Source organism: Amorphoplanes digitatis (assembly GCF_014205335.1).
In the GTDB taxonomy this organism is placed as follows: Bacteria; Actinomycetota; Actinomycetes; order Mycobacteriales; family Micromonosporaceae; genus Actinoplanes; species Actinoplanes digitatus.
In genome coordinates, this window is sequence record NZ_JACHNH010000001.1 from 5,838,582 (window position 1) to 5,850,816 (window position 12,235).

At 70.9% G+C, this 12,235-nt stretch carries 14 protein-coding genes; 8 read left to right on the plus strand and 6 right to left on the minus strand.

The genetic code is table 11. The features are described from left to right. Nucleotides 1-2: 2 nt before the first annotated feature. Nucleotides 3-2,138 carry an NACHT domain-containing protein gene (locus BJ971_RS25645; protein ID WP_184995760.1) on the minus strand — a complete coding sequence of 712 codons (2,136 nt, stop codon included), beginning with the start codon at nt 2,136-2,138 and terminating at the stop codon, nt 3-5. A 222-nt stretch (nt 2,139-2,360) separates the two neighbouring features. Here BJ971_RS25645 and BJ971_RS25650 point away from each other — a divergent pair, with 222 nt between their 5' ends. After that, nucleotides 2,361-3,203 (plus strand): ATP-grasp domain-containing protein, encoded by an 843-nt coding sequence (locus BJ971_RS25650; RefSeq protein ID WP_184995761.1) that lies wholly within the window; start codon nt 2,361-2,363, stop codon nt 3,201-3,203. A gap of 32 nt (nt 3,204-3,235) precedes the next feature. On the opposite strand, the gene BJ971_RS25655 is transcribed toward BJ971_RS25650, so the two are convergent. After that, on the minus strand, nt 3,236-4,060 hold the full coding sequence (locus BJ971_RS25655) for a class I SAM-dependent methyltransferase (protein ID WP_184995762.1): 825 nt from the start codon (nt 4,058-4,060) through the stop codon (nt 3,236-3,238). Nucleotides 4,061-4,108: 48 nt separating this feature from the next. On the opposite strand from BJ971_RS25655, the gene BJ971_RS25660 reads away from it, so the two are divergent. The 5 genes from BJ971_RS25660 (at nt 4,109) to BJ971_RS25680 (ending at nt 8,214) form a co-directional block, all read left to right on the plus strand. After that, nucleotides 4,109-4,732, plus strand: coding sequence for a TetR/AcrR family transcriptional regulator (locus BJ971_RS25660; RefSeq protein ID WP_184995763.1), 624 nt, complete (start codon nt 4,109-4,111; stop codon nt 4,730-4,732). A gap of 192 nt (nt 4,733-4,924) precedes the next feature. Further along, a complete protein-coding gene (locus BJ971_RS25665) occupies nt 4,925-5,557 on the plus strand; it encodes a hypothetical protein (protein WP_184995764.1) in 633 nt (210 codons plus the stop codon). A gap of 396 nt (nt 5,558-5,953) precedes the next feature. Further along, the gene (locus BJ971_RS25670) at nt 5,954-6,706 is read left to right on the plus strand and encodes a DUF3841 domain-containing protein (RefSeq protein ID WP_184995765.1); all 753 of its coding nucleotides are present in this window, start codon (nt 5,954-5,956) and stop codon (nt 6,704-6,706) included. Nucleotides 6,707-6,778: 72 nt separating this feature from the next. Further along, the gene (locus tag BJ971_RS25675) at nt 6,779-7,123 is read left to right on the plus strand and encodes a PadR family transcriptional regulator (protein ID WP_239087163.1); all 345 of its coding nucleotides are present in this window, start codon (nt 6,779-6,781) and stop codon (nt 7,121-7,123) included. Next, nucleotides 7,123-8,214 carry a hypothetical protein gene (locus BJ971_RS25680; protein WP_184995766.1) on the plus strand — a complete coding sequence of 364 codons (1,092 nt, stop codon included), beginning with the start codon at nt 7,123-7,125 and terminating at the stop codon, nt 8,212-8,214. The genes BJ971_RS25675 and BJ971_RS25680 overlap by 1 nt, the downstream gene beginning before the upstream one ends. Before the next feature lie 30 nt (nt 8,215-8,244). Here the strand turns inward: BJ971_RS25680 and BJ971_RS25685 are convergent, their stop codons facing one another. The 3 genes from BJ971_RS25685 to BJ971_RS25695 are packed head-to-tail and all read right to left on the minus strand — an operon-like array spanning nt 8,245 to nt 9,973. Then, nucleotides 8,245-8,784 (minus strand): histidine phosphatase family protein, encoded by a 540-nt coding sequence (locus tag BJ971_RS25685; protein WP_184995767.1) that lies wholly within the window; start codon nt 8,782-8,784, stop codon nt 8,245-8,247. A 27-nt stretch (nt 8,785-8,811) separates the two neighbouring features. Continuing rightward, a complete protein-coding gene (locus BJ971_RS25690; RefSeq protein ID WP_184995768.1) occupies nt 8,812-9,381 on the minus strand; it encodes a DUF1349 domain-containing protein in 570 nt (189 codons plus the stop codon). A gap of 31 nt (nt 9,382-9,412) precedes the next feature. Beyond that, on the minus strand, nt 9,413-9,973 hold the full coding sequence (locus BJ971_RS25695) for a hypothetical protein (protein ID WP_184995769.1): 561 nt from the start codon (nt 9,971-9,973) through the stop codon (nt 9,413-9,415). 38 nt (nt 9,974-10,011) lie between these two features. On the opposite strand from BJ971_RS25695, the gene BJ971_RS25700 reads away from it, so the two are divergent. After that, a complete protein-coding gene (locus BJ971_RS25700; protein ID WP_369076836.1) occupies nt 10,012-10,704 on the plus strand; it encodes an MFS transporter in 693 nt (230 codons plus the stop codon). A gap of 6 nt (nt 10,705-10,710) precedes the next feature. Here BJ971_RS25700 and BJ971_RS25705 read toward each other — a convergent pair whose 3' ends face one another. Beyond that, nucleotides 10,711-11,637, minus strand: a complete 927-nt coding sequence (locus tag BJ971_RS25705) for an AraC family transcriptional regulator (RefSeq protein WP_184995770.1) — start codon at nt 11,635-11,637, stop codon at nt 10,711-10,713. 86 nt (nt 11,638-11,723) lie between these two features. On the opposite strand from BJ971_RS25705, the gene BJ971_RS25710 reads away from it, so the two are divergent. Beyond that, nucleotides 11,724-12,197: an anthrone oxygenase family protein gene (locus tag BJ971_RS25710; RefSeq protein WP_184995771.1), complete on the plus strand. Its 474-nt coding sequence runs from the start codon at nt 11,724-11,726 to the stop codon at nt 12,195-12,197. Nucleotides 12,198-12,235 lie beyond the last annotated feature (38 nt).

A 12,235-nucleotide genomic window follows, 5' to 3' on the forward strand; every position in this document is an offset into this window, starting at 1 on the left:
GCTCAGACCTGGTAGCGGCGGGCCAGATGGGTCTGCAGTTCGCGGTGCCGGAACTGATACACCATCCCGGCCTGCCGGAGCACCTTCAGGTCGTGCGCGGCGTGCAGCAGCCCGGCCGCCGACCGGCGTCCCGCACCACTGCGGCGTGCCGCGAGCGGGGCGAGCAGCAGCAGGACGGCCGGGCCGGCGGACAACCACAGGCCGATCAGCAGGCCGAGCCCCGGCCCGACCCGGACCCCGTAGTCGCTCTCGCCGTCGAACTGGCCGCACAGCGCGAGGAAACCCGACACGGCGAACACGGCGACGGCCACGACGAGCCCGGTCCGCAGCAGGTCGGAGCGGTAGCTGCTGACGGGCGTCAACGTCGGCGAGTCGACGAGGGGGCGGGACCAGACGGCGAGCAGGCCACGGTCGCGGGGACCGAAGTCGCCGCCGAAGAGGCCGAACAGGAAGAAGCCCGCCCCCACGGTCACGCCGGCCGCCACACCACGGCCCAGGCCCATGCCGATCCCGAACGGAAGCCCCGCGGTCAGGGCCTGATTCAGGACGTGGCGGGCCTCGGCCCGGTCCGGCCACCGGATCCGCAGGCCGGACGGCACGGCCCGTACCCGTTCGAAGCGGTTGAAGGCCAGGCCACCGAAGGCGCCACCGGCACCCAGCGCGAACATCCAGGCGCCCAAGGTCATGACCGTCGGCGCGCCACGCACGGCCAGGTCCCCGACGAGCGCGACGGTGCTGACCAGAACCCCCGCGGCGACCGTGCACACGCGGGCCATCTCGTCCGGCGACACCCAGAACGGGATCTTCCACCAGCGCAGGTCCGAGTTGTCCTTCAGGTGGAAGGCGGTCCACTCCAGCAGGGCCAGGCCGCGGCGGCGCTCACGCTCCTGACGCCGCCTGGAACGCCGCCACCGGCGCCTGTCGCTGGTGGCGCGCCGGTGCGACTCCTGACGCGCCAGTTCGCCGGAGTCGTCGGGGTAGGCGCGGTGCAGGAAGAGCTCGATGACCTCGTCGCGGATCTCCGTGTCGGTGCTCGCCTTCAGCAGGTCGCGGGGATCGTGGCGGGCCGGCAACGGCGACGCGTAGGCGGCCAGCGCCAGCGACACGAACAGCGGCGTGTTCAGGGCGGTCGCCAGGGCGCCGTCCGGGTGGTCGCGCAACTGCTCGCCCACCTGTGTCCAGGCCTCCTCCTCGTCGCCGGCGTGCCGCCGGGCCACGTAGTCGGCGACGGCGTCGGCGTTCAGCTGCCGCAGCCGCAACACCACGGGGGCCGGCACCCTGCTGCCGGCCTTCTTCGGCCGGGCGTACCCGTCCGGGCGGGTCGTCACCACCGCGCGCAGTCCCCCGCGTACCTCCCGGGCCGTCGCCGCCATCGCCTTGGCGCGCAGACCGTCGGGCATCTCGTCGAGGCCGTCGAGGAACAGCGCGACCGCGCCCCGTTCGACAAGCCGCTGCGCCGCACGTGGCCCGAAGTTCTTGTCGTTGCCCAGCGCCGGCAGCATCCACACGAGGGCTTCCGCCGCCAGTTCCCGCAGCGGTCGCGCATCCGGGTTCCACCCACCCACTGTGATCCAGACCGGAACGGGAGGGCGTTGCGGAGTGTCGCCGCGCGCCTGGCGGTCCCGGAGCGCCTCGATCAGGAGCAGCAGCATCGCGGCCGACTTACCGGTGCCCTTCTCGCCGAGCAGGACCAGCAGCGTCGAGCGGGGAAGCACGTCGTAGACCTGTTCGTAGAGCCGGTCGACGACGCCCTGGGCCGGCGGCGGCTGCTTGACACCGAGGTCGTTGCGCGAGCGGGACAGTTTCGGATCCCACTCCCAGGTCACCGGGATCGGATGGGCCGGATCGAGATCGTGCACGGCCGCTTCCGGCAGCCATTGCGCGAGGGTGCGCTCGGCGAGGGCGTCCGCCGCCGCGTCCAGAGAGGCATCGCCCGCGGCGGATGCCGAGCGACGGTCGACGAGCGTCAGGGCCAGCATGACGAGGGCGACCAGCAGGCCCGCCACGCTGGCCATCTGATCGGCGGTGCTGAGCGGCTCCTTCTGGTGCGCGACATACCAGGCGCCGGCGGCGAGAGCGGCGACGCCCAACAGGGGCAACAGGACCGGCCGCCGCCGGCGATCTTCATCGAATGGCACCGATAAAGAATCGCGGAACCGCCGCAGCGAACCTAGGGCCCGCACCGGTCGCGATCCCGACAGGCAACGTTGTGCGACGCGGCCCGCCCGCGGGGCCCGCCGGTGTGCTACCAGGCCAACGGCAGCTGTTCGTGCCCTGGCTGGGGATAGGCGATCGCCGCCGAGGCACACTTGATCTCCGCCAGCGACACGCGACGAGTACTGCTCGGGAGATGCCTACTCATGCTGCTTGTACCGAGTGACGTACTGAATCCCCGGCGCGTCGATGAGCACTTCGCGGCCGAGGCTGACGCTGCCCGCGCCGCGGGGCGTTGCGTCGGGCTGGTCGACCACGACGCGCTCGCTGCCGACGACGCCGACCGGGCCGTGACCCGGCTGGCCGGGGATGAGGGCTTGGCCGTCTATCGCGGCTGGATGCTTACCGCCACCGCCTATGCCGGATTCGCCGTGGCCCTCGCCGCCCGCGGCATCACCTTGCGGACCAGTGCCGAGCAGTACCGGCGCGCTCATGAGCTGCCGGGCTGGTATCCCGCTCTCGCAGCGTTCACACCGGCGTCGGCCTGGACCGTCGGGGCGGGCCGGGACGGTTTCGACAAGGCTAGCGCGACGCTTGGTGCGGGGCCTGCGGTGGTGCGTGATTACGTGAAGTCGATGAAGCACTACTGGCATGAGGCGACGTATATTCCGGAGCTCGCCGACGCGGACGCTGCCTGGGCCGTGGCCCGGCGACTTCACGAGTTGCGCGGCGACGATTTCACCGGCGGTTTCGTCCTGCGGCGCTTCGAGGAGTTCACCGGCGCGGAGGCCCGCACGTGGTGGGTCAACGGGACCTTCCGGATGGCCACGGCCCATCCGGACAGCCCGGATCAGGCTCCGCCGGCCGACCTGCCCGTCGCCGCGCTCGAGGATCCGGTTGGGGCGCTTGACCTGCCCTTTGTCACCGTCGACCTGGCGCGCCGCAGTGACGGCGTCTGGCGGGTCATCGAGCTCGGCGACGGCCAGGTCAGCGACCGGCCCACCACCACACCAGCCGGCACACTCCTGCACGTACTCGAGCCCCACTGAAGGGTGGCGGCGCGGTAGCGCCGTCCGTGCGCTCATCGGTCAGGTAGTCGCTCGGCGATCACGGCGACCGTCGTGTACTCGATTTCGAGTGACCCGCCGGCTGCGTCTATCGCCGCCCCAATCCCCCGGAGGAGTACGTCGAGCTTGTCCTTCGGAAGACGGTTGATGCCGCCGGCGGTCGAGGTCTGCTCAAGCCAGGCGTCGCGCCCGATCGTGGACTGCCAATCGAAGGCCAAGCGCTCCACCGTGCCGAATCTGCCGGTCACGCGCAGACCGTCGGCCGCCTTCTCGATGATCGAGCCGTAGGGGTCAGCGTCTGGTGCGGCGGTCCATGGATTGAACGGCAGGCCCGTGTCGAGGGATGCGAAGACGTTCGCGAACTCGGCGGCGAGCTCCGGTTTCGGGACTACCGCGTTCCAGAAGAGCGCAAGCCGGCCACCGGGGTGCAGCACGTTGCCGGACTTCGCCGCGCCTGCGACCGGATCGACCCAATGCCAGGTCTGCCCGGCGACGACGCCATCGAAGGTGCGCCCGGCCGAGTCCCAATCCTCGAATCGGGCGGCCTCGACGATGAAGCCCTTCGCGCGTGCGACAGCCGCCATCCTCGGATCAGGCTCGACGCCGAGCACCGCGAGTCCACGGTCTCGGAACGGCTCGGCCGAGATGCCGGTGCCGATCCCGACATCGAGAATCGCACGGCCGGGCAGCCGCTCGATGACGGCGTCGATGAGCGCAGCCGGATATCGGGGGCGGGCGCGGTCGTATTTTTCGGCATCCGATCCGAATGCCTGCGCGATCTCGGGGTGGCGGTGCGCGGCGTCGTCGGCCGGAGGGTCAGGAGAAGATAGAGTGACCATGCGCCCACTATAGTGGGCGCATGCCCATTCACAATGGACGGAACGCGAATGCCCACCGGAGTAGCACTGCGCGACGCACGCTCTCAGCTTCTCGCCGCCGGCGAACGAGTGCTGCTTCGTGACGGGCCGGCGGGTCTCACGAGCCGCACCGTCACCGATGAGGCCGGTGTCGCGAAGGGCGTCCTGCACCGGCACTTCGCCGACTTCGACGACTTCCTTGCCTCGCTCGTCCGGGAGCGAATCGTCGCCGTCAACTCCATGTCGGTCGACCTGGTTGATCGGGCCGGCAGCGCAACCGTGATCCGGAACCTTTCGGCAACGCTGTTCCGGCTGTTCGACCCGCTCGGGCTGGCGCTTGTCCGACTCGTACTCTCCCGCGATCAGCTCCGCGCGCGACTCCAGGCGGGGACCCGACCGGGGATTCCGATGCTCGCCGAGGCGGTCAACACCCTTACGGAGTATCTGCTGGCCGAGCAGCGGGCCGGACGCATCGTCGCCGGCGCGGCGCCGGCCGCCTTGGCGCACGCGCTCATCGGCACCGGTCATCTGCTGTTCGCAGGAGAACTCGGCGGGCTGCCTGACGAGTCCGCGGTTGACGAGGTCGTCGCGACCATCATCGTCGGGGCCGAGCCCGGCGCCGACGATGTCGCCGTGGGCGAACCCCGCGGGTGAGACGCCATGGCCTGCACCCGCCCGAATCTTCGGGTTCTCTGCCGCGTCTCCGATCCTTCCAAAAGATCGGTTCTCCCCCATCGCGGCAACCTTGCGGACCACCGGGCAGCGCACTGACCTGCAGCGCCGGGGCCCTGAACTGCCATTTCGTACATTTGATCGAACGAGGCCGCCGGTCTAGGGTCTTCCGTCGTGGATCAACAGCCTTCGCACCGTGAGTTCGCCTCCGCACACATCCTCGGCCAGTACCAGCAGGCAGGCGCAGGGTTCGACGGCATCTACCAGATGCTGCTGACCCACCTGCGGGAGAACCGTCAGGCGGATCCACAACCGAAGGAGTACGCACCGCTGCTCGCGGACATCAGCCGGCTCGCCTTCGCCGACTACCGGGACCCGGCGACGCCCTGGCCGAACTTCGTCATCGACGGCAGCGTGCTGCTCTCGTTCGCCCGCCTCGACAACCGGACCGTCGGCGCGGCGCTGATCGACGCGGTCGCGGACAGCTCATGCCAGGTCATCGTGTCGCCCCTCGCGTACCTGCACATCGCGGACCAACTGGCCGCCGTCCGCGGCGCCGATCGGCGGCTCCACCGGATGCTGCGGCACCGGCCGGCGGACGAAACACCGGAATCGCAGGCGGTGATCGACGTGCCGCCACTGACGTTCCGGCAGGTCGACGTCATCACGCAGCTGAACACCGGAGAACGTCTCGACGTCATGCACACGGCACTGCTCGCGCTGCACCACCGCTGCGTGATCGGCACGCTCGAACCGGACGCGTACCACCGGATCGGCTACGGACGAGTGCTGAATCTCGGCGGGTGAGCCATCGGCGTGCTCGGCACCAAGGATCGAGTGGCGCCTCCAGGCCGTTGAGGCGCACGGTGGGCGTCCGTGAGGACTGGGGCCTGTCCTGCCGATCATGACGGCCTGCGCCGTCATGATCGGCAGGACAGGCCCCAGTCGTATCGGTCGTTCGAGGGCGCCATTTCCGCGAGAAGCCCCGGCGGCCAAGCCCATCGTCGGGCACCGGCGACCGAGGGGATGAATTGGCTCTTTGACGCGTACGGTTGATGCCTTGATGTTCGAATTTGCGGCGTTTCCTGTCGGACCCCGGCCGTACGGTCCGGGCCATGGCAGAAGAGATCACCAAGCACCTGGCGTCCGCTGCGAACGGGTCGAAGCCGGGCCGCACGATGACCGGCCTTCACGGGTGAGCACATGGGCGACCTGATCCGAACCGTGGAGTCCCTTCCGGTTGACCCTGTGGTCGTCGACTGGCGGTCGGCGGTGCCGGCGGGACGGATCGGATACGACCTGTCGGCGCGGTCACTGTTGCTGCACACGTTCCAGTCGAATGCCGCGTACCGGGTGCTGCGGCGCGATGGGGTCCTTCGGGGCCCGACCAACGTCGCCATGATCGATTATCCGGGGTACGCCGGCCCGTACGGCTGGATGTCTCGTCAGCTACGCCGGCGCGTTTCGGAGGCCGGGCAGGACGGACATGGGCCGGATGCGATGCCGCTGTGGGCCTGGGCCCGGACCACGCGGCACGAGCTCGTCAGGCAGGCTCGGTGGACCGCACGCCACGCGCCCGGCGAGGTACTTCTGACCCTGCGAGTGCCTGCCTCGCGGGTCCTGTTGTCCCGATACGACGAGTGGCACACCGTGCTCAACAATTCGCCACTGTGGCCACCTGACCTGTCGGTTGACGACCTTGACTCCTTTGATGCCGACTGGGACGCCGCGTGGGGCGCCGACTGGCACAAGCGACTGGCCGCAGGCCCGGAGCCGGCGCTGTTGGATGCGCTGGAGAGCAGCTGGGAGGCGGTGTTCGAGGTGTCGGTCGGCAGCCGCCGTTGGGCGATCCAGGCATGTCTGGCCACCATCCGCGCCGCGGACGTGCGGGACGTCGTCATGATCGGTGCGTCGCATCGGACGGGCTCAACTGAGCCGATGCTGTCAAGCGATTGATGGAATATGCCGATCAATCCGCGGCCCGGCTTGAGGGGTGCAGGATATCTTGCCTTGCAGTATATTGTGGACATGGCAGCCAGGGCGATGACCGAACCGGCGTTCTTCATCCTCACCGCGCTGATCGACGCTCCCCGGCACGGCTACGGCATCGTCGGCGAGGTCGCCGATCTGTCCGGCGGCCGGGTCCGTCTGAAGATCGGCACGCTCTACGGGGTCCTCGACAGGCTGGTCACCGACGGTCTGGTCGAGCTGGACCGGGAGGAGCCGCACCAGGGCCGGCTGCGCCGCTACTACCGGCTCACCGACCGCGGTCTTGACGTGCTGACCACAGAGGCGACCCGGCAGGCCGCGAACGCCGAGGCCGCCACTCAACGGCTGGCGGCACATCGCCCCGCCACAACGGGAGGTCTGTGATGAGCAGTCTGTTGGAGGACCGGTATCGGCTGGTTCTGCGGATGCTGCCATCCGACTACCGGCAGGCGTGGGAGGAGGACATGGTCGCCTCGTTCATGCAGGCCGCCTACGCCGCCGCACCCGACGACGCCGAGGGTGTGGAGATCGGCAGGCCGAGCTTCGCCGAGACGGCCAGCGTCGCGGCCCTGGCGCTGCGGGTGCGCCTGGGTGGGACCGGCGCCGCCCCCCGCCCGTTCGTCTGGGGTGAGGCGGTGCGGCGCGTCGCGCTGGTCGGCCTGCTCGCCCACGCGATCGGCGCGCTGGTCGGCGTGGTGTACTCGATCTGGACCTTCAATCAACTGGATGGCGTCATTCCGCTGACCGGCGGCACGCCGCTGTTCGGCAGCCTCTGGGCGGCACTGTGGAGTCTCACCGCCGTGCTGTGGCTCCCGCCGTACCTGTCGGCGGTGCACGGCCATCATCGCGCGGCCCGCATCCTGGCCGTCATCGCCTTCATTCCCGTGATGATCAAAAGTGTCATCGGTATGACCGACGGCCCGGGCGCGGTCACCCCGACACAGGTGTACTGGCTGCTCTTCGCGGCCCTGCCCCTGTTCGCCATGGCCGCCTTCGGACCGGACGCACCACGCGTGCGTGCCCGGCCGTGGCTGATCGCGCTGCCGGTCGGCGTCGTGGCCGTCATGGCGGCCACCGCCATCGTCCTGGCCGTCCAGCCCCACGTCGACGAGGAACGACTGCTCCCGCTCCTGATCCTCGCCGACAGGCCCAGCCTCTGGTGCGCCGGTCTGACCGGCGCCGCCGTGGTGCACCTGAGCATCGAGCACCGCCGGCCTCGCCGGATGCCGGTATGGCCGCTGGCGCTGGCGCTGCTCGTCCCGCCGGTGCTCATCCTGCGGGTGATCACGCTGGTGCACGGCCTCCTCTTCGCCGGGACCGCCGACATCGCCCTGACCGTCACGATCGGCGCCGTCCAGTGCGCGGCGCTGATCGTCACCGGCGCGATGTTGGCGCTCGTCGCCGCCCGACGGCTGCGGGACCTGCGCGCAGCCGCCGAACCCGCACCGGGCCAGACCGCCCCGACGGTCATCTGACGCCCGGACAGAGCCGAGCCGGGTTCGTCGTCAACGGACCTGGAAGAGCCGGCCCGAGTCGACGCGGTTCAGGGTTCGGGCTGCCAGGTCGACCTCGAATACGTCCGGAAGGCGAAGGTCGGCCCAGAAGTCGGTGGGGTCGGCGAGGTCGACAACGGTGGCCAGCCACAGGGTCATGGCCATGCCGTGGGTGGCGACGACCAGCGATCGGGCGGCCGCGCGCGTGCGCCAATGCTTGATCCCGGCGTCGATTCGTTCGACGACCCGCTCGCGTGGTTCCCACCCGGTGTGGTCGGCGCCGGCCAGGTAGGCACGCCTGCGTCCTCGGAAGTCTCCGTGGAAGGGCTCGTCACGGACGACTTCGTTGAAGCGGATGTCGGTGCACACGTGTCCGGTCCGCTCCAGCGTCTGGCGCGCTTTCGGCTCCTCGCTGGAGACGAGTACGGCGTCCGACGGGATGACGTGTCTGAGCGATTCAGCGCCTCGCCGCCCCGCGGCATCGAGCTCCCATTGTTCCGGTGGGACTTCGGGATCGAGAACGGGCATGGCGTGCCGGACGAGGAACAGCATTCGCCGGACGTCAGCCGAAGCCGGGGTTCACTCGAGGCCCTCGCGCGGGATCGGCTCACCGATCCGGAGGTCGCGGAACGCGACCTCCAGCCCCTCCCGCTCCGGGGAGCAGCACATGACGCCGACGTCGATCGTCTCCGGCAGCGCCAGATGACCGAGCCGGACCAGCTGCCAGGACCCGTCCGCCGCGCCGCGGTGCACACACACCGCAGAGCCGAACCGGGTCAGCCGCAGCGGCCGCTCGCCGCCGCCGGGCAGCGGGACCACGGACAGGTCGGAGTGGTCGTCGCGGGTGAGCACGGTGCTGAGCTGCACCGCGCCGGAGGTGACCTCCAGCCCCGTCTTCAGCCAGTTGCGCTCGTCGGCGCGCAGCATCAGGCCGGCCTGATCGAACAGGGCCGCGTGCCCGGCCGACACCACCACCTCGGCGGTGAAGTCACCGGTCACCGGGCGGTGGTAGAAGTGCCCGTTGTCGGTGACGTAGCCGTAGAACGTCCGGCGCCAGAAGTCCGTCTTCGGGCCCGTGCGGGCCCGGATAACACCGTCCTCATCGGACCACCGCGGAGGCTCGTTGAGCCAGGACATCACCGTCGACATCGGACCACCGTACGGGCACAGGCCGAGCGCGTCAGCCCCCGCAACCCCCGGCGTAGTGGCTCCGGAAGTAGTTTCGGATGGCGCCGGGCATGCCGATGCAGAAGTCGGCGGTGGAGGCGCCCCGGTACTCCCACGACCCTGACTCGTACACGAAACGTGCGGTCTCGTCGTCGGCCACGGGTTTGCCGTTCGCGTCCTTGGGTGACGTCTTCTTGACGAGGACGTAGCCGGCGTGGCACACCGGCCTGCCCAGCGTCGCGCCCCGCGCGAGCTGGCTGCCGCCGGACTTGTCGGCCCGCATCGCCGCGAGCAGCGTCGCCGCGGTCACCGGACAGGCCCGACCGGTCGCCGGCGCGGCCGGTCCGGTCGTGGTGGTAGATCCGCCCGCCGGCGCCGTCGTGGTCGGCGCCGCCCCGGTCGCGGTCGGCGCCGGCGCGGCGGCAGTGGTGGTCGGCGCCGGCGCGGCCGCGGTAGGCGCGGCGGTGGCGGCCGGGCCACCCGCGGCCGTCCCGTCGCCGGCGTCGCTGCACGCGGAGGCGCTGAATGCGAGGGCGGCCCCAAGGGCCAGCACCGAGACCGTACGGGTAGACATACCGGCGCCTCCTGACAAAGCATGGATCACTCGACAGGCTGGAGCGTAGCCAGGCAGTCAACCTCAGCCGGCGGGAGCAACCGTCTGTCGCGGTCCCCTTGCAGATCAAGCAGCTGACCGGTTCGTTTCTGGCGGTCGGCCTCGTCGGCCTGGTGGAGCTGGTGCCGGCGATCGTGTTCGGGCTGTGGGGTGGCGTGCTGGCCGACGCCATGAGCCGCCGCCGGTTGATCATCGGGTCCGAGATGAAGCTCGCGCTGCTCAGCATCGTGCTGCTGGTGAACGCGCTGCTGCCGGATCCCGCATCGAGGCTCTGGGTGCTCTACATGGTCGCCGGGCTGACCGCCGTCTTCGACGGCCTCCAGCGGCCGTCGCTGGACGCGCTGACACCGCAGATCGTCCGCCACGACCAGCTACCGGCCGCCAGCGCCCTGCTGTCGATCCGGTACACGGTCGGCGCCATCCTCGGCCCGGCGCTGGCCGGCCTGATCGGTGTTCGCCTTCCCCACCGCCATCTTCCCGTTCCTCGCCGACGACCTGGACGCCGACCGGGCGCTCGGGCTGCTGTACTCCGCCGGCGCGGTCGGCAGCCTCCTGGTGTCGCTGACCAGCGGCTGGTACTCCCGGGTGCACCGGCACGGACGGCTGGTCCTGGTCGCCGCCGCGTTGACCGGGGCGGCGGTGGCGGGCGCCGGCCATGCTCGCGTACGACGCCCGCACCGATCCACATGTGAGCGCGGTCAGGGGCGGTACTCGCGCGGGCTGACGCCGTACTGGCGTTTGAACGCGGAGCTGAGGGCGAAGGCCGTGCTGTAGCCGACCCGGCGGGCGATCGCCTCCAGGGTCAGGGCGGGATCGGTGAGCAGGTCGGCGGCGAGCGCGAGTCGCCAGCCGGTCAGAAACGTCATGGGCGGTTCGCCGACCGTCTCGGTGAAGCGGCGGGCGAAGGTCGCGCGTGACACGGCCGCCGTGCCGGCCAGGGTGGCGACGGTCCAGGGCAGGCCCGGGTCGGCCTGGAGCCGGCGCAGCGCGGGCCCGACGACCGGGTCGCCCTGTGCGGCATACCAGCCCGGCGCGGCGGCCTCGGGCCGCGAGAACCAGGTACGCAGTACGGCGATGAGCAGCAGGTCGAGCAGCCGGTCCAGGACGGCGTTCTGTCCGGGGTCGTCGCGGACGATCTCGGTCGCCAGCAGCGGGAGCAGCGGCGAGCCGAGCTCCTTCTCGGTGACGACGACGAGCGTCGGCAGCGCGCGCAGCAGCCGCCCGCTGACCTCGCCGTCGACCAGGTACGAGCCGCTGAGCAGCACCGTCTCGCCGGCGAGGCTGTTGCCCCAGCTGCGCACGCCGAGGTCGTACTCCTCGCTCAGGCCGCGCCCGTCGGGGGCGTAGCACTGCTGGCCGGGCCGGATGGTCACCGTCACGGGCGTGGTGACGCGGTCCGCGAGCGTCCAGGGTTCCCGGCCGATCGCGACCACGACATCGCCGGCGGTCAGCTCCAGCGGTGGCCGCCCGTCGGGGCGCGCCCATGCCGTGCCGCGTACGACGGCGGTCAGGCTGATCGGGACCTCGTCCTCCATCCGGATCGCCCACGGCGCCGCCATCAGGCAGCGCACCAGGAAGGCGCCGCGTGCGCGGGGACCTTCGAGCAGCGCGGAGAGTCCGTCCACGTCTCGAAGACTAAACGAGACGGTCGCATATGCCGCCGCGCGTCACGGCGATGGCCTCGGCCCGCGCCCGCGGCGAGGGTTGAGGCATGACCGAAACCCTTCGCACCCCGCTGCTCGTGACCGCCATCGTCGCCGCCGGCCTCCAGGCCGGCACCTACTACGTGTGGGCCTGCGGTGTGATGCCCGGCCTCGCCCGGGCCGACGACCACACGTTCGTGACCACGCTGAGCCACGTGAACCAGGCCATCGTCAACCCGGTCTTCATGCTCACGTTCCTGGGCGCGCCGGTTCTGGCGGCGGCCGCCGTCGCGACTGGCACGCCGGCGGCCCGGCCGTGGCTGATCGCCGGCCTGGCGCTGAGCGTCGCCACGGTGGCGGTCACCGTCCTGGGCAACGTTCCGCTCAACAACGCGCTCGGCAAGGCCGCCGCGACGACGGACGCGGACCTCGCCGCCGTACGCGCCGCCTTCGAGACCGCCTGGGTGCGCTGGAACGTGCTCCGGACGCTGACCTCCACCGCGGCGCTGGCCGCACTCGGCTGGGCCGCGCTCCGGTCATGATTGACGCTCGACGATGGCCGGCACGGGTGCCACGCGCC

Excerpts from the sequence above, each read along its gene's own strand:
- BJ971_RS25660 (WP_184995763.1), top strand. The coding sequence starts at position 4,109 with ATGCCCACCGGAGTAGCACTGCGCGACGCACGCTCTCAGCTTCTCGCC.
- BJ971_RS25680 (WP_184995766.1), top strand. The coding sequence starts at position 7,123 with ATGAGCAGTCTGTTGGAGGACCGGTATCGGCTGGTTCTGCGGATGCTG.
- BJ971_RS25710 (WP_184995771.1), top strand. The coding sequence starts at position 11,724 with ATGACCGAAACCCTTCGCACCCCGCTGCTCGTGACCGCCATCGTCGCC.
- BJ971_RS25675 (WP_239087163.1), top strand. The coding sequence starts at position 6,779 with ATGGCAGCCAGGGCGATGACCGAACCGGCGTTCTTCATCCTCACCGCG.
- BJ971_RS25655 (WP_184995762.1), bottom strand. The coding sequence starts at position 4,060 with ATGGTCACTCTATCTTCTCCTGACCCTCCGGCCGACGACGCCGCGCAC.
- BJ971_RS25670 (WP_184995765.1), top strand. The coding sequence starts at position 5,954 with ATGGGCGACCTGATCCGAACCGTGGAGTCCCTTCCGGTTGACCCTGTG.
- BJ971_RS25695 (WP_184995769.1), bottom strand. The coding sequence starts at position 9,973 with ATGTCTACCCGTACGGTCTCGGTGCTGGCCCTTGGGGCCGCCCTCGCA.
- BJ971_RS25690 (WP_184995768.1), bottom strand. The coding sequence starts at position 9,381 with ATGTCGACGGTGATGTCCTGGCTCAACGAGCCTCCGCGGTGGTCCGAT.
- BJ971_RS25685 (WP_184995767.1), bottom strand. The coding sequence starts at position 8,784 with ATGCTGTTCCTCGTCCGGCACGCCATGCCCGTTCTCGATCCCGAAGTC.
- BJ971_RS25650 (WP_184995761.1), top strand. The coding sequence starts at position 2,361 with ATGCTGCTTGTACCGAGTGACGTACTGAATCCCCGGCGCGTCGATGAG.